The 14383-nt window shown below is 51.1% G+C and carries 15 protein-coding genes and 3 rRNA genes; 14 read left to right on the top strand and 4 right to left on the bottom strand.

Going from position 1 to position 14383, the window contains the following annotated elements:
• Positions 1-70: 70 nt before the first annotated feature.
• The 4 genes from rsmE to ruvX all read left to right on the top strand — a co-directional run bounded on the left by rsmE (position 71) and on the right by ruvX (position 2844).
• Positions 71-802 (top strand): 16S rRNA (uracil(1498)-N(3))-methyltransferase, encoded by a 732-nt coding sequence (gene rsmE / locus BZG72_RS16350; protein ID WP_046075067.1) that lies wholly within the window; start codon positions 71-73, stop codon positions 800-802.
• Between the two features lie 18 nt (positions 803-820).
• Positions 821-1765: a glutathione synthase gene (gene gshB / locus BZG72_RS16345; protein WP_077667114.1), complete on the top strand. Its 945-nt coding sequence runs from the start codon at positions 821-823 to the stop codon at positions 1763-1765.
• Between the two features lie 87 nt (positions 1766-1852).
• Positions 1853-2419, top strand: coding sequence for a YqgE/AlgH family protein (locus tag BZG72_RS14470; protein ID WP_046075065.1), 567 nt, complete (start codon positions 1853-1855; stop codon positions 2417-2419).
• The gene (ruvX, locus tag BZG72_RS14465; protein WP_046075064.1) at positions 2416-2844 is read left to right on the top strand and encodes a Holliday junction resolvase RuvX; all 429 of its coding nucleotides are present in this window, start codon (positions 2416-2418) and stop codon (positions 2842-2844) included. Before BZG72_RS14470 ends, ruvX begins: the two co-directional genes overlap by 4 nt.
• Here ruvX and BZG72_RS14460 read toward each other — a convergent pair.
• Positions 2829-3857 carry a type IV pilus twitching motility protein PilT gene (locus BZG72_RS14460; protein WP_077578288.1) on the bottom strand — a complete coding sequence of 343 codons (1029 nt, stop codon included), beginning with the start codon at positions 3855-3857 and terminating at the stop codon, positions 2829-2831. The genes ruvX and BZG72_RS14460 overlap by 16 nt on opposite strands.
• 23 nt (positions 3858-3880) lie before the next feature.
• On the opposite strand from BZG72_RS14460, the gene BZG72_RS14455 reads away from it, so the two are divergent.
• The 10 genes from BZG72_RS14455 (at position 3881) to BZG72_RS14410 (ending at position 13467) form a co-directional block, all read left to right on the top strand.
• A complete protein-coding gene (locus tag BZG72_RS14455) occupies positions 3881-4582 on the top strand; it encodes a YggS family pyridoxal phosphate-dependent enzyme (protein WP_046075062.1) in 702 nt (233 codons plus the stop codon).
• A gap of 53 nt (positions 4583-4635) precedes the next feature.
• Complete coding sequence (gene proC, locus BZG72_RS14450; RefSeq protein WP_077667113.1) at positions 4636-5454, top strand: pyrroline-5-carboxylate reductase; 819 nt, start codon at positions 4636-4638, stop codon at positions 5452-5454.
• 16 nt (positions 5455-5470) lie between these two features.
• Entirely contained in the window at positions 5471-6025 is a 555-nt protein-coding gene (locus tag BZG72_RS14445; protein ID WP_046075060.1) for a YggT family protein, read from the top strand.
• Positions 6026-6179: 154 nt separating this feature from the next.
• Entirely contained in the window at positions 6180-6620 is a 441-nt protein-coding gene (locus BZG72_RS14440; protein WP_046075059.1) for a DUF4426 domain-containing protein, read from the top strand.
• Between the two features lie 28 nt (positions 6621-6648).
• Entirely contained in the window at positions 6649-7245 is a 597-nt protein-coding gene (locus tag BZG72_RS14435) for an XTP/dITP diphosphatase (protein ID WP_046075058.1), read from the top strand.
• Between the two features lie 3 nt (positions 7246-7248).
• On the top strand, positions 7249-8400 hold the full coding sequence (gene hemW, locus BZG72_RS14430) for a radical SAM family heme chaperone HemW (RefSeq protein ID WP_077667112.1): 1152 nt from the start codon (positions 7249-7251) through the stop codon (positions 8398-8400).
• Positions 8401-8524: 124 nt separating this feature from the next.
• Positions 8525-9610 carry an AI-2E family transporter gene (locus tag BZG72_RS14425; RefSeq protein ID WP_046075056.1) on the top strand — a complete coding sequence of 362 codons (1086 nt, stop codon included), beginning with the start codon at positions 8525-8527 and terminating at the stop codon, positions 9608-9610.
• 110 nt (positions 9611-9720) lie between these two features.
• Complete coding sequence (gene rsmC, locus BZG72_RS14420) at positions 9721-10746, top strand: 16S rRNA (guanine(1207)-N(2))-methyltransferase RsmC (protein ID WP_046075055.1); 1026 nt, start codon at positions 9721-9723, stop codon at positions 10744-10746.
• 175 nt (positions 10747-10921) lie between these two features.
• Positions 10922-12505, top strand: a complete 1584-nt coding sequence (locus tag BZG72_RS14415; RefSeq protein ID WP_077667111.1) for a HAMP domain-containing protein — start codon at positions 10922-10924, stop codon at positions 12503-12505.
• Between the two features lie 59 nt (positions 12506-12564).
• Positions 12565-13467 carry a LysR substrate-binding domain-containing protein gene (locus BZG72_RS14410; protein ID WP_046074620.1) on the top strand — a complete coding sequence of 301 codons (903 nt, stop codon included), beginning with the start codon at positions 12565-12567 and terminating at the stop codon, positions 13465-13467.
• Positions 13468-13677: 210 nt separating this feature from the next.
• Here BZG72_RS14410 and rrf (BZG72_RS14405) read toward each other — a convergent pair.
• The 3 genes from rrf (BZG72_RS14405) to BZG72_RS14395 all read right to left on the bottom strand — a co-directional run.
• Positions 13678-13786: ribosomal RNA gene (gene rrf / locus BZG72_RS14405) — 5S ribosomal RNA — on the bottom strand.
• A gap of 90 nt (positions 13787-13876) precedes the next feature.
• A 5S ribosomal RNA gene (rrf, locus tag BZG72_RS14400) occupies positions 13877-13992 on the bottom strand.
• A gap of 86 nt (positions 13993-14078) precedes the next feature.
• Positions 14079-14383: ribosomal RNA gene (locus BZG72_RS14395) — 23S ribosomal RNA — on the bottom strand; the annotation flags it as partial.

Below are 14383 nucleotides of genomic sequence, written 5' to 3'. Positions count from 1 at the left end.
TAGTGACAAAGCCTATCGTCCCCGTAGCCATGTTACACTGAGGGCGAGATGACCATGGAAAACGAGCACAATGCGAATTCCTCGAATTTATCACCCAACGCCCTTGCCATCGCAAGGCGATGTGACACTGAGTGGCGAAGCTGCCAACCATCTCGGTCGCGTCCTACGTATGCAACCTGAACAACCGATTTTGCTCTTTGATGGCAGTGGTGCGCAGTTTCCCGCTATGCTGACGGAAGTCAGTAAAAAGCAGGTTGTCGCGACCATTACCGCTTGCGAATCACACAGTGTCGAGTCACCGCTTGACTTTGAACTCGGCCAAGTGATTTCACGTGGTGAGAAAATGGAGTTTACCATTCAAAAATCGGTCGAATTAGGCGTGAATACCATCACTCCCCTTTTATCGGCTCGATGCGGAGTGAAACTCAATGCTGAGCGACTCGAGAAAAAACGCCAACAATGGCAAAAAATCGCGATTGGCGCCTGTGAGCAAAGCGGCCGTAATGTGGTGCCCACCATTAACCCGGTGATCAATCTAGACACATGGTGCCAGCAGGCGTTTGATGGCTTAAAACTGAACCTTCATCCGCGTGCCCCCTACTCTATCAATACGCTGCCCGACGCCCCCGACAAGCTACGCTTGCTCATTGGCCCAGAGGGCGGATTGTCTGATGATGAGATTGCAATGACACGCGAACACGGCTTTGAAGAGATCCTACTAGGCCCACGCGTGTTGCGAACAGAAACCGCGGCACTCACCGCCATCACGGCCCTTCAAGTCCGTTTTGGCGATTTGGGTTAACCGGCAAACAGGAGAAACATGATGAAAATAGGTGTTGTGATGGACCCCATCGAGGCCATCAGTGTGAAAAAAGACTCCACGTTTGCCATGATGCTAGCAGCACAAAAACGCGGCTGGGAAGTGCATTATATCTTGATGGAAGATATGTCAATGAAGCAGGGTGAACCATACGCTCGCACCCACAGTGTGACTGTGATGGATAACCCTGACCATTGGTACCAAATCGACCAAACCCAAACCCTCGCATTGCGAAAATTTGATGCCATATTGATGCGCAAAGATCCGCCGTTTGATACGGAATACATCTACGCAACCTACATGTTAGAGCGGGCTGAGGAAGCGGGTGTATTGATTGTTAACAAGCCGCAAAGTTTGCGTGACTGCAATGAAAAGCTTTATACCGCGTGGTTCCCAGAGCATACGCCGACCACTTTGGTGACCCGTCGTGCCGACGAAATTAAAGCATTCCAAGCCGAACACGGCGATGTGATTTTAAAACCACTCGATGGCATGGGCGGCGCGTCTATCTTTCGAGTCAAACAAGGCGATCCGAACCTGTCGGTGATAATTGAAACCCTGACCGAGCATGGCCAACGTTTTTGCATGGCACAAACTTTCGTCCCTGACATCAGCAACGGTGACAAGCGCATCTTAATTGTTGATGGCGAACCGGTTCCCTACTGTTTAGCCCGTATCCCGGCCGACGGTGAAACGCGCGGTAACTTGGCTGCTGGCGGCCGTGGCGAAGCGCGTCCTTTATCAGAGACTGATTGGACAATCGCACGCGCGATCGCTCCGACATTGAAAGAGAAAGGGCTGATATTCGTAGGGCTCGACGTGATTGGCGACAAGCTAACAGAAATCAACGTCACCAGTCCGACCTGTATTCGCGAGATTGACGCCGCGTATGACATTTCAATTGGTGACATCTTGATGGAGGCAATCGCCAGACGCTGCGCCTAATTTGAGGAGGCGCAGCGCCTCCTTCATTATCTAAAACATCAATCTTCGCGCATACTCAAGGTACGCGCACCAACAGGAGACGGCGATATGGATCTGAAAAATCATTTTTTAATCGCGATGCCCAGTATGGCTGATAGCCGTTTTCAGCATGGTGTCATTTATGTCTGTGAGCATAGCCATGATGGGGCAATGGGACTGATGATTAACCACCCCATTAATTTGTCTGTCGGCAAAATGCTGGATCAAATTGACGTCGAGCGCCAGCTCCCCCTTTCAAGCACCACAGAGAGCTTGTCTCAACCTGTGTTGTTTGGTGGTCCTGTCTCCGAAGACAGAGGCTTTGTGCTGCATCCTGCAACCTGTGAGTATGGCACCAGTATTCCCCTGTCTGATCAGCTATCGGTCACGACCTCAAAAGATATTCTCTCGATTCTCGGCACCGAGCAACAGCCAGAGCAATTTCTGGTCGCGCTGGGCTATGCAGGCTGGGAGCCGGGACAGCTCGAGCAGGAACTGGCCGACAATAGCTGGCTAACACTGGAAGCCGATCCAAAGGTCATTTTTGATACCCCCGTTCACCAACGTTGGCAAAAAGCGCTCGATCAGCTCGGCATTGACGCCGCAAACCTCTCTTCACAAGTAGGACATGCATGAACGCACAAACCATTATTGGATTTGATTACGGCGTCAAAAGCATTGGCGTTGCCATCGGCCAGTCGCTAACTGGCACCGCTCGCCCTTTGTGTGCCTTAAAAGCCCGAGACGGGATCCCAAATTGGGATGACATTGAAGCCATACTCAAAGACTGGCAACCCGATTATCTGGTGGTAGGCTTACCGCTTGATTTACACGGTCAACCTTTAGAGACCATCACGCCAAGGGCAAAGAAGTTTGCCAACCGCCTGCATGGACGTTTCGGCTACCCGGTTGAGCTGCACGATGAACGCCTATCTACCCGTGAAGCGCGTGCGGATCTGTTTTCCCGCGGCGGGTATAAGGCGCTGGGAAAAGGCGCCGTCGACGCCCAATCTGCGGTGGTGATTATCGAAAGCTGGTTTGAGCGTCAATACACAGATTGAGTGGACGTTATCGCCTCCTGCGGCGCAATTACGCCTTGGTTCTCTAGCTGTGCCATCGCTTGCGCCATGGTCTGCATGCCATGCGCGGTGCCGGTTTGCATCATGGAGGTGATTTGCGCCACTCTATCCTCTCGGATCAAGTTACAAATCGCTGACGTCACCGTCATGATTTCATAAGCGGCAACACGCTGACCTTGGACACTTTTGACAAGCTGCTGAGAGATAACCGCCCGCAGTGAAGCAGACAGCATTGAACGTACCAAGGGTTTATCACTGCCCGGAAAAACGTCAATGATACGATCAACACTTTTAGCAGCGCTGACGGTATGCAAGGTCGCAAACACCAAATGCCCGGTTTCTGCCGCGGTTAATGCCAAGCTGATGGTTTCTAAATCACGTAGCTCACCCACCAATATCACATCTGGGTCTTCACGCAGCGCGGATCGCAATGCCTGCTGAAAAGACTGCGTATCACGCTTGACCTCTCGCTGGTTCACCAAGCTTTGCTCGGACGGGTGGATAAACTCAATCGGATCTTCGATTGTCAGAATATGCTTTTGCTGGTGGTGATTTATCTGCGCGATCATGGCCGCCAATGTGGTCGATTTCCCCGAGCCTGTCGGCCCAGTCACCAACACCAATCCTTGGTGTAACAAAGCCAGCTCACTGAAAAGTGGCGGCGCGGATAAATCCTCTAACCTTGGGACAGCCGTTGGCACCACACGAAAAACCGCCGCACAGCCATGTTGCTGATGGAACGCATTAACACGAAAACGCGCCACCGAGGCCAGCTCAAAGGAAAAGTCGATTTCCCATGCATTGTCAAAACTATGCTGCTGCTCAGGGCTCATCACCGCCAGTACTAATTGCCTTACGGCTTGGTGGCTAAGCGGTGGCAGACTAAGCTTGCGCATATCGCCATCTACCCGCACCATAGGCGACACCCCCGCAGAAAGATGTAGATCTGACGCGCGATGCTTTACACTAAACGCAAGTAGCTCATTAATATCCATTCATTTTCCTTGCAGAATCAGGTATGTGTCATATTAAGAACAATATTCAACAGGTCAGGGAACAGATAGACCACGCAAGCCAAAAATGCGGTCGACTCGCGGACTCAGTGCAATTAATTGCAGTCAGCAAAACCAAGCCTATCGAGGCGATCGCAGATGCCATCGCCGCGGGACAACAGGCGTTTGGGGAAAACTACGTGCAAGAAGGGGTAGAAAAAATTGACTACTTTGCCCAGCATCATCCCGAAGCACGCATTGAATGGCACTTTATTGGCCCCATTCAGTCCAACAAAACACGGTTGATTGCAGAGCACTTTGACTGGGTGCATTCTGTCGATCGGTTGAAGATTGCTAAACGCCTGAGCGAGCAACGTCCGGCACATTTACCGCCGCTCAATGTCTTGGTACAAGTAAACACCAGTGGCGAGGCATCAAAGTCGGGGTTAACCGTGGATAACGCCATCGCCCTCATTGAAGATATCCGAGCCCTACCCGGCTTGAATGTCAGAGGATTAATGTCTATTCCACAGCCTGAGACGAACTATCAGCGACAATGCGCCGCATTTGAACCTTTATCAAATGCGTTTCATGCCCTCCGTGAGCAGACAGAGAGTATCGATACCTTGTCGATGGGCATGAGTGGTGACATGGAAGCGGCGATTGCGTGTGGTAGCACCATGGTACGTGTCGGCACCGCGATTTTTGGCGCGCGAGATAGCCGCTAACGAAGCGGTCGTAATAAACCAATACAATGACGAGAACAACAGGAACGCTTTTCATGGAACATCGCTCCCTTACCTTTATTGGCGCCGGTAATATGGCGCGATCCATCATTGCTGGCCTTGTGAGTGCAGGCTACCCGACCTCTGCGATAACGGCCTCATCACCCAGCGCCCACCCTGGCGATGTGCTGAGTACGGATTATGGCATCCAAACCACCCGTGATAACTTGCATGCCTGCCAAGCGGCAGACGTCATTGTCTTGGCGGTCAAGCCACAATTAATGGCGCAGGTTTTAAGCGATTTATCGGCTGTCGATTGGTCTTCGAAACTGGTGATCTCGATAGCAGCCGGCATCAGTACTCACCGTCTGTGTGAGATGGCAGGTACCACACTCAACCTGATCCGTGTCATGCCGAATACACCGTCTCTTGTCGGCCAAGGAATGAGCGGACTCTATGCATCTAGCCAGGTAACGGAGGCGGATAAACACTACGCCACCGCATTGATGAAAGCCGTCGGCGAAGTCTGCTGTGTCGATGAGGAAGCAAAAATTAATGGTGTGATTGCGGCTGCAGGCAGTGCACCGGCATACTTCTTTCGCTTTATGGAGGCGATGCAGCAAGAAGCTATCCGCCAAGGCTTTAGCGACGAGCAGGCCAGGCTGCTGGTTCAGCAAGCCGCAAAAGGGGCGGCAGAAATGGTGGTAAGCAATACGGACACAACCATTGGCCAATTGCGTGAGCAGGTAACCTCGAAAGGCGGCACAACCGCTGAAGCGTTACGTGTTTTCGACCAGCACCACATTGGCGATATAGTGGCACAGGCCATGCAGGCGGCAGTCAGCCGCGCCAAACAAATGGAACAAGAATTTTAATCACTAAGGCAACGATATGAATGCAATGACCTTTCTGATCAACACCGCGTTTGATCTTTACATCATGGTGGTGCTGCTACGCGTTTGGCTACAATGGGCGCGCGCAGACTTTTACAACCCCTTCTCTCAATTTATCGTCAAAGCGACCCAGCCTGTGGTGGGCCCGTTGCGTCGTATGATCCCGGCACTCGGTGGTTTGGATCTGGCAACGGTACTGTTTGCTTACCTGCTCATGGTGGCGAAATTTGTGGTACTGGATCTAGTCGCCGGCAACCCCTTTGCAATGAGTTCTGGCATGTTCCTCTTCTCTGCCATTGCCTTACTGAAAGCCGCGGGTAAGTTGCTGTTCTGGGTACTGATCCTGCGTGCCATTTTGAGTTGGGTCAGCCAAGGCAACAATCCAGTAGAGTATGTTTTTCATCAACTTACTGAGCCGGTATGTGCGCCAGTACGCCGTATTATTCCACCCATCGGTGGGCTCGATCTCAGTATTCTGGTGATCTTTATCGCGCTCCAATTTATCAATATGCTTATCGGCGATTTTATCGGCCCGATTTGGTATGCACTGTAAGCGAACCGCCAAGCGCTAAGTCCCCCTCGACTTATCGCCACGGGTTGCACCGCTTACGGAATCTCACGGGTGCCAACGATGTACGGCGGATCGTACTTAGGCACCCGTACGTATTGATAGCGAACCTCACTTCGCTTTATCACAAGGAATGATTATGCGTCAGATCATAGCAGCGCTCAGCATGATATTGAGTTTGCTTATCACACCGGCTTGGGCGGGGCAGTTTAAAGAAGTCGGTGAGTTGGAAGTGCATTATAACACGCTCTCAACCACTTTCTTGACACCCGAAATCGCCCAGCAGTACGACATTACTCGTAGTGGCTATCGAGGCTTGGTCAACATTGCCGTTCTCGATACCATGCAACTGGGAAAACCGGCGGTAGCCGCCGAGATCACCGGGCAAGTAAAAAACTTGGTCGGAAACAGTCGTGAACTGGACTTTACCGAGGTAAGAGAAGGGGACGCGATCTATTACATCGCCACCTTCGCAGCCGATGATGAAGAGACGTATCGCTTCCATATCGACCTTAACGCCGAAGGAAACCGCAATGCGTCTTTTGACTATAATTATACGTTTTACGTCGATGCCCCATAGTCGGGCCATAACCCAATAGGTAACTGTGATGAATAAAGTTGTGTTGGCAACGGGGAACGCAGGCAAAGTAAAAGAAATGGCGGGACTACTCGGCGAATTTGGTTTCGACGTCCTGCCGCAAAGTGACTTTGCCGTTGAAGAAGTTGATGAAACAGGCACCACCTTTATCGAAAATGCCATCATTAAGGCACGTCATGCGGCGAAAGTGACCGGCCTCCCCGCCATCGCCGACGACTCAGGCCTTGAAGTCGATGCCTTAAACGGCGCACCAGGCGTCTACTCTGCGCGCTATGCGGGGGAAACGGCCAGTGATACGGATAATGTCGCTAAACTGTTAGAAGCATTGCATGATACAGACAATGATGGACGCCAGGCTCGCTTCCATTGCGTATTGGTTTATATGCGTCATGCTAATGACCCAACACCGCTGGTCTGTCACGGGGTGTGGGAAGGGCAAATCGCTCACGCACCGCAAGGGGAAAACGGCTTTGGTTACGATCCGGTCTTTTTACCTGCCGATCAGCAGTGTACCGCAGCAGAAATGCCCGCTTCCGAGAAAAAACAACGCTCTCACCGCGGACAAGCACTCAACGCCCTGTTCCAAGCCTTAAAAGCGTCGCAATAAGCCATGATCCCATTGAGTTTATATGTGCACATCCCTTGGTGTGTACAAAAATGCCCCTATTGCGATTTTAATTCGCATACCCAAAAGGGCGCGATCCCAGAAGAGGATTATATCGATGCGCTGCTTGACGATCTTGATACCGATCTTGCCGCCTACCCTTCAGTCATCACGCGCACACTGCACTCGATCTTTATTGGAGGCGGTACACCAAGCTTGATGTCGCCTTCACAGATAGCACGCCTATTGGATGGCATCAAAGCACGCCTTCCCGTCAGTGAGAGCATGGAAGTGACCATGGAAGCCAACCCTGGCACCGTGGAAGCCGATAAATTTATCGGTTATCGACAAGCAGGCGTTAACCGGATTTCTATCGGGGTGCAGAGCTTTTCTGCTGATAAACTCGAACGCCTAGGGCGTATTCATGGCCCTGGCGAGGCAGAACGTGCGGCCCACCTTGCTCATCAAGCTGGATTAAACAGTTTTAACCTCGATTTAATGCATGGTTTACCTGAGCAATCAGAGCAAGAAGCACTGGGCGACTTGGAAAAAGCCATCGCACTTAAGCCGCCACATCTGTCTTGGTATCAGTTGACCATCGAGCCCAACACCCAGTTTTACTCCAAACCACCGACCCTGCCAGAAGAAGATACCTTGTGGGACATTTTTGATCGCGGCCATCAGCTGCTTACCGACGCTGGCTACGTGCAATACGAGACATCTGCATACAGCTTACCCGATCATCAATGCGCTCATAACCTCAACTACTGGCGCTTTGGTGACTACTTGGGGATTGGTTGCGGCGCCCATGGCAAACTCACCTTACCGAATGGCGATCAGCCTCGCCTGCTTCGGACTGTTAAAGTGAAGCATCCACGCGGCTATCTTGATCCACAAAAGGCCTATCTCACCGATAGCCAGTGGGTGAAACAGACTGATCTCGCGTTTGAGTTCTTCATGAATCGGTTTCGCCTACTCGAGCCTTGTCCGAAAGCCGAGTTTGTTGCCCGCACGGGGTTGCCTCTCGACCACCTTAACCAGCCATTAGCTCAAGCGTATGACCAAGGTCTGCTCGTTGAGTCCGAGACACATTGGCAAGTGACCGCCAAAGGTAAACTCTTCCTCAACGATCTTTTGGCCATTTTTTTAGCTGACTAGTGCAACAAACTGTATGTTAAGGTGCCTATTGTTTAGGCGCCTTTACCTGCCCAGCGGCGGATTGGTCTTTTGACGGCAAGTAAAGCAAGCGCGATTCATTCAACCAGCCTAAGAGGGATACCCTGTGACTTCGTCATTTCGTGTCGAGCCGAAACATTGGACTTTAATCGCCGCGCTGATCATCGCAGCCTATGCGTGCTATTTACTTATCGAGCCCTATATTGGTGCAATTGTACTCGCGTTTATTGTCTCTTTGCTCTTTTTCCCTGTTCATAAACGTATTGAAGATCGCATTGGACAACGTCCAAACACGGCGTCGGTCATATCCTGTGTCTTAATCACCTTTATCATCATCATTCCGCTCACCGTGGTAGCAGGGGCCATTATCGAGCAAGGCGTGAGCTTTTTTACACGCAGTTACGAATGGCTCAACAACGGCGGCGCAAAACAGTTACTCAACAACCCGCAAATACAATCGTCGCTGCATTTTCTCAACCAGTGGCTGCCATTTGATTTAATTGACCCACAAGAAACCGTGAAAAAGCTGGCGGCTTGGATGTCTTCATTCAGTGGCCAAATGCTCGAATTTAGCTCCAAGGTATTAGGTGATGTGACCGACTTTTTTATCACCTTCATGCTGATGTTGTTTGTCCTGTTTTTCTTGCTCCGTGATCACGACAGCATTATCCATACGCTCCGCCACGTGATCCCTTTATCACGAAGCCAAGAAGATCAGTTACTGGATGAAGTAGAAAAGGTCGCCAAGTCTGCCGTGCTTGGGTCCTTTCTTACCGCCTTGGCGCAAGGGGCCGCCGGCGGGCTAGCGATGTGGGCCGTCGGGCTGCCAGCGCTATTTTGGGGGACCATGATGGCGTTCGCCTCTTTTATCCCTGTGGTAGGCACTGCGCTTATCTGGCTGCCAACCGTGCTGTATTTGGTGGCCACGGGCGATTGGCAATGGGCTATCGCCTTACTGATATGGAGTGTTGTGGTGGTCGGCTCCATCGATAATCTACTCCGTCCCTTCCTCATGCAGGGTAACTCGGGGATGAATACCTTGCTTATCTTCTTCTCACTATTAGGAGGGCTTCATCTGTTCGGCTTGATGGGGCTTATCTATGGTCCGATTATCTTTTCGATTACCTTGGTACTCTTTCGGATGTACGAGATCGAATTTGAACGCTTTCTTGACCGACAAGATAACGCGTAGGGGGTTTGATATTGGCCTAGTGCGCGCTTTGTGGGAAAATCCTCGTCTTGGCGCGCCACCCTACCTTCAAACGCGGCCGATAAGTACTTATAACCGGAAAGAGAACCCTCATGACCCTCACGGCACCTAGCGAGATTGCTCAGCGTCACCTCACCTTGTTCGCCAATAAACATGTTCTATTGGCCGGGGAGCTCGAAGATGACTTTGCCCAGCAGCTACTGTCTCATGCCGCACGCGTGTCGGTATTTACGACCCATCATGGCTATGCCACACGAATGGCAAATACTGACATCCATGTACACGCAGGCGCAGAATATACGGATGATAGCGCCGTCGACGTGGTACTTTTCTACTGGCCTAAGTCAAAAGCGGAAGCCGATTTTCTTCTCGCGATGCTCACGCATCGTCTCGGCGCGAATGTCGACTGGATCGTAGTGGGTGAAAACCGCAGTGGCGTCAAAAGCATCGAAAAACGTTTTGCACCGTATGGCCAAGTCATTAAACAAGATTCAGCTCGCCGATGCAGCCTATACCATGGCCAGTGCACATCACCGGCGGCGTCATTTAGCCTGGCAGATTGGTTTCACGACTATCCTCTCCAAGTAGGCAGCCTATCACTCACTGTTCGTGCTTTACCCGGTGTGTTTAGTCACAAAAGCCTTGATGATGGCACGGCCTTATTACTCCAGCACCTGCCCGACATACAAGGCGATGTGATTGATGTCGGCTGTGGCGCGGGCGTTATCGGCACGGTACTACTGGCTACCCACCCAAGCTGTACGGTCACCTGTGTTGATGTGAGTCATTTAGCGGTCGCATCAACCCAAGCGACGCTCGCGGCCAATGGGCTCAGCGGCTCTGTTTTTGTCTCTGACATGTTAGGGGCCGTCAGTGGACAGCAGTTTGATGCCATTATAAGCAACCCACCTTTCCATGAAGGATTGGAGACATTTTACCATGCCACCGAATCCTTGCTGGAAAACGCACCTCGCTACCTGCGCCGTCACGGCCAATTAGCGATCGTCGCCAACAGCTTCTTACGTTATCCGCCGATTATTGAAAAAGGATTCGGTCAGTGCGATACCCTCGCGAAAACCCGTCGATTTGCCGTTTATCATGCGCGAAAAGCACGCTAGTTGCTGACAACACCATCAATCAGTCGAGTAACACACTTGTAAGGTTTGATACCTGACAGCAGGTCACAGTTTTGACTGATCGGACGTGTTAGCGTCTACTCTCTCGCGGCTGCCTTTTGGCAGCCGTTTGCGATTCAAGCCCGCGTGATCAGGGAGAGGTATTCACAGCGTGCAAATGGATATAGGTTACTCTACACGTCTTCAACGCCGCTTTATGTGGTGGTTTTTTAGTCTTAGTATTATCCCTGTGGTGATTTTGACGGGATACTTTACTTGGAGTCAGTCGCAACTGCTGATCGATCAAGCCCATCAACAGCTCGAGAGCGAGCGCGATCGTTACTATGTCACCATCACATCATATTTTAATGACCAAGTGCGCGCGGTAACCAATCTTGCAGCCTCTGATCTAGCAACCAGCAGCGGTGGACGCTTTTATGGCTTTCCTCATGCATTCCAACAACTCGGTGATGATACGCGCCAATCGCAGCGTCGACTCATACCGATCCTTCAACAGTCTCCGAACCAATATGCTGGCGTAACAGCCCAAAAGTATCACCGCTTATATCGTCGCTTTCATCACCAATTTCAATCTTGGTTAGCAAGATACGCGTTCAACAATCTCGCGATGTTTGATTTAAACCAAAACCTCGTATACACCGTCAAAGCCCACCCCATGACACAGGACAACCCATCACTGAAAAATGCGATCAAGCAATTGATGAATATGCCTGCCCAGCATCGCCCTAAATGGATGCGCACTGCCTTTGAGCCACATGGCTCACGCACCATGCAAGCTTGGTATCTGGTCCCCATACTTAAAAGCGGCCATATGCAAAGCGTCCTTGCTATTAGCACCACAACCGATAACTTGTCTGCGACACTTCGCCAACGGCAGCAACCAGAGTCTGGGCTGTGGCTGATTAATCAAAATCATCAATCTTTACTCAACAGTTGGGTGCCTCACACTGATCAAGCTAGGCCCTCGATCTTGCCATCAAAGCACGCCATCGATGCCGCTTTCCATGGCCAACAAGGGGTCATGTCTCCAAGCCAATATACACTCATGCCTCAACTCACGGCGTATCGACCCGTCAATGTGGCGGGGGCGTCTTGGGCGTTGATCACTTGTACACCTCAAAAACGTGCCTATCAGCCTCTGCGCCACTTGTATGCGATCAGTGCGACACTCGTGATCGTCGTTATTGTTTTATTAGTCTGTGTTGGGCATTGGCTATCTCACCGCCTGACACTGCCTATCTTACAACTGACTTGGTGCGCCGAGCAGTTTGCCGCAGGTGAACTGGACTATCCGGTCACCCATCGCCAGCGAAAAGATGAAATTGGTCGCCTTGCAAGCGCACTCTCCCACTTAAAACACAGCTTGAGAGCGACGTATTTTTCTTCATCAAGCACAATTAACGATAAAGAGACACAAGCGCATCAGCCGGAGAGTATTCATCGTCGCTTAGTGGATGCGATGAACTTGGCTCTGGCCGCTTGGGGTGGGGATAAAATCGGGCTAGCAGAAAAAAGTGGCTTATGGCGTGTTTACCAGGATAAAGGTAGCTTTCAAACAAGAACCTTGGATAAGTACCTGCACGTAGAAACCGTCCCAAAAACACCACGTTGGCGAAATGTAGTGCACACGCTCGACTTTGTTCTCAAGCATACGAGTGAGCAATCACCACACTATCAGGCATTAAAACAGGCACAATTAGATATCCAGCACTGGGTCAGCCAAGACAAAGGCCAGCGTTAAGATTGTCATCGCACAGGCACCGCCTTATAGTGTTTGAAACTCTTTATCATTAGGTTTCGATGACGCTTTCTCTTCCTCAACTGCGGGTGTTTTTAACCATCGTGCAAGAGGGCACCATCACCGCCGCCGCCAAGAAACTGTTTCTCAGTAAACCAGCAGTCAGTATGGCACTCGCCGAGTTAGAAAGTCAGCTCGGTTACCCCTTGTTTGATCGACGCGGCAATCGGCTTCACCTCAATGACCAAGGGATAGCGCTTATCCCTAAAGCAGATGAACTACTCACCCGTAGCGACGAAATCAGTGCCACACTAAAAGACGATAGCCAACTGATTGGTTGGTTGCGACTAGGTGGAAGCGATACGGTGGGTAACCAGCTTTTACCTACACTGATTAGTGATTTTCGCCATGCGACGTGTCATCAACAACAAACATTGGTGATTGCCAACAGCCAAGAAATCATCACTCGCCTTCAACACTTCGAGCTGGATATTGGGTTGATAGAGGGTGAAATACTGCATCCCGATTTACTGCAAACGCCATGGTTAAGCGATCAGATGGCGGTGGTTTGTCACCCTAATCACCCGCTTGTGAGTCACGCACCGTTAAGTGTGGGCGATCTCGACAATCAAACTTGGCTGATCCGCGAATCTGGCTCGGGCACCCGTGAGCACTTTCTCTCAAGCCTTGCTCCTCGCTTCGAGCGCTGGCACCTTTCTTTCGAGCTCAATACCACAGAAGCGATTTTAAATGCTGCAAGTGCCGGGTTAGGCTTGGCGTACCTGTCTAAGCTCTCCGCTCAACACGCCATTGCCGATGGCCGAGTGGTTGCCCTCGAACTCCCTTTGCTATTATCCCGGCGCTATTGGCTTGTGCGCCACAAAGATAAATACCAGTCAGGCCTACTCACCCGCTTCTGGGATTTCTGCTTACACTGGCAACCTCAACCCCATTCTTCTACTTAACCAGCAATCACCACGCGACAGATACAAAAAAGCCCCGACCGTGAGGTCAGGGCTTGGTGTTTTCTCATCAAAGTCTTACATCTATCTGCTTTGATGATTAAATTGCGAGCTATGCCCAGTGAGTTTTGAAGCGAGACGCACAGTGTATGCCAATACATGAGCATCGCAGCTATCAAAAATCGCAAGCAATAGGCGCAATTTATAATCAAAGCCTGGCGATGTCCTACTCTCACATGGGGAGACCCCACACTACCATCGGCGCTGCTTCGTTTCACTACTGAGTTCGGCATGGAGTCAGGTGGGTCCAAAGCGCTNCAGTGAGTTTTGAAGCGAGACGCACAGTGTATGCCAATACATGAGCATCGCAGCTATCAAAAATCGCAAGCAATAGGCGCAATTTATAATCAAAGCCTGGCGATGTCCTACTCTCACATGGGGAGACCCCACACTACCATCGGCGCTGCTTCGTTTCACTACTGAGTTCGGCATGGAGTCAGGTGGGTCCAAAGCGCTATGGTCGCCAAGCAAATTCGGTAATCTAGAAAGCTGTTCGTTCTCGCCACAATCAACTGGCTTATTTTAAGTCCAACCCAAAACCTCTTGGGTGTTGTATGGTTAAGCCTCACGGGCAATTAGTACAGGTTAGCTCAACGCCTCACAGCGCTTACACACCCTGCCTATCAACGTTCTAGTCTAGAACAACCCTTTAGAGAGCTCRAAGCTCTAGGGATGACTCATCTCGGGGCCAGCTTCGCGCTTAGATGCTTTCAGCGCTTATCTGTGCCGAACTTAGCTACCGGGCAATGCGTCTGGCGACACAACCCGAACACCAGCGGTTCGTCCACTCCGGTCCTCTCGTACTAGGAGCAGCTCCCCTCAATCATCCAACGCCCACGGCAGATAGGGACCGAACTGT

The sequence above is a fragment of the Salinivibrio sp. PR6 genome (genome assembly GCF_001995955.1).
In the GTDB taxonomy this organism is placed as follows: domain Bacteria; phylum Pseudomonadota; class Gammaproteobacteria; order Enterobacterales; family Vibrionaceae; genus Salinivibrio; species Salinivibrio siamensis.
Note: the sequence above shows the minus strand (reverse complement) of the source record. Positions and strands in the feature narration are given on the sequence as shown.

Bases quoted from the DNA above. Each gene is read 5' to 3' on its own strand.
- rsmE (WP_046075067.1), top strand. From the start codon at position 71: ATGCGAATTCCTCGAATTTATCACCCAACGCCCTTGCCATCGCAAGGC.
- gshB (WP_077667114.1), top strand. From the start codon at position 821: ATGATGAAAATAGGTGTTGTGATGGACCCCATCGAGGCCATCAGTGTG.
- BZG72_RS14470 (WP_046075065.1), top strand. From the start codon at position 1,853: ATGGATCTGAAAAATCATTTTTTAATCGCGATGCCCAGTATGGCTGAT.
- ruvX (WP_046075064.1), top strand. From the start codon at position 2,416: ATGAACGCACAAACCATTATTGGATTTGATTACGGCGTCAAAAGCATT.
- BZG72_RS14460 (WP_077578288.1), bottom strand. From the start codon at position 3,857: ATGGATATTAATGAGCTACTTGCGTTTAGTGTAAAGCATCGCGCGTCA.
- BZG72_RS14455 (WP_046075062.1), top strand. From the start codon at position 3,881: ATGTGTCATATTAAGAACAATATTCAACAGGTCAGGGAACAGATAGAC.
- proC (WP_077667113.1), top strand. From the start codon at position 4,636: ATGGAACATCGCTCCCTTACCTTTATTGGCGCCGGTAATATGGCGCGA.
- BZG72_RS14445 (WP_046075060.1), top strand. From the start codon at position 5,471: ATGAATGCAATGACCTTTCTGATCAACACCGCGTTTGATCTTTACATC.
- BZG72_RS14440 (WP_046075059.1), top strand. From the start codon at position 6,180: ATGCGTCAGATCATAGCAGCGCTCAGCATGATATTGAGTTTGCTTATC.
- BZG72_RS14435 (WP_046075058.1), top strand. From the start codon at position 6,649: ATGAATAAAGTTGTGTTGGCAACGGGGAACGCAGGCAAAGTAAAAGAA.
- hemW (WP_077667112.1), top strand. From the start codon at position 7,249: ATGATCCCATTGAGTTTATATGTGCACATCCCTTGGTGTGTACAAAAA.
- rsmC (WP_046075055.1), top strand. From the start codon at position 9,721: ATGACCCTCACGGCACCTAGCGAGATTGCTCAGCGTCACCTCACCTTG.
- BZG72_RS14415 (WP_077667111.1), top strand. From the start codon at position 10,922: ATGGATATAGGTTACTCTACACGTCTTCAACGCCGCTTTATGTGGTGG.
- BZG72_RS14410 (WP_046074620.1), top strand. From the start codon at position 12,565: ATGACGCTTTCTCTTCCTCAACTGCGGGTGTTTTTAACCATCGTGCAA.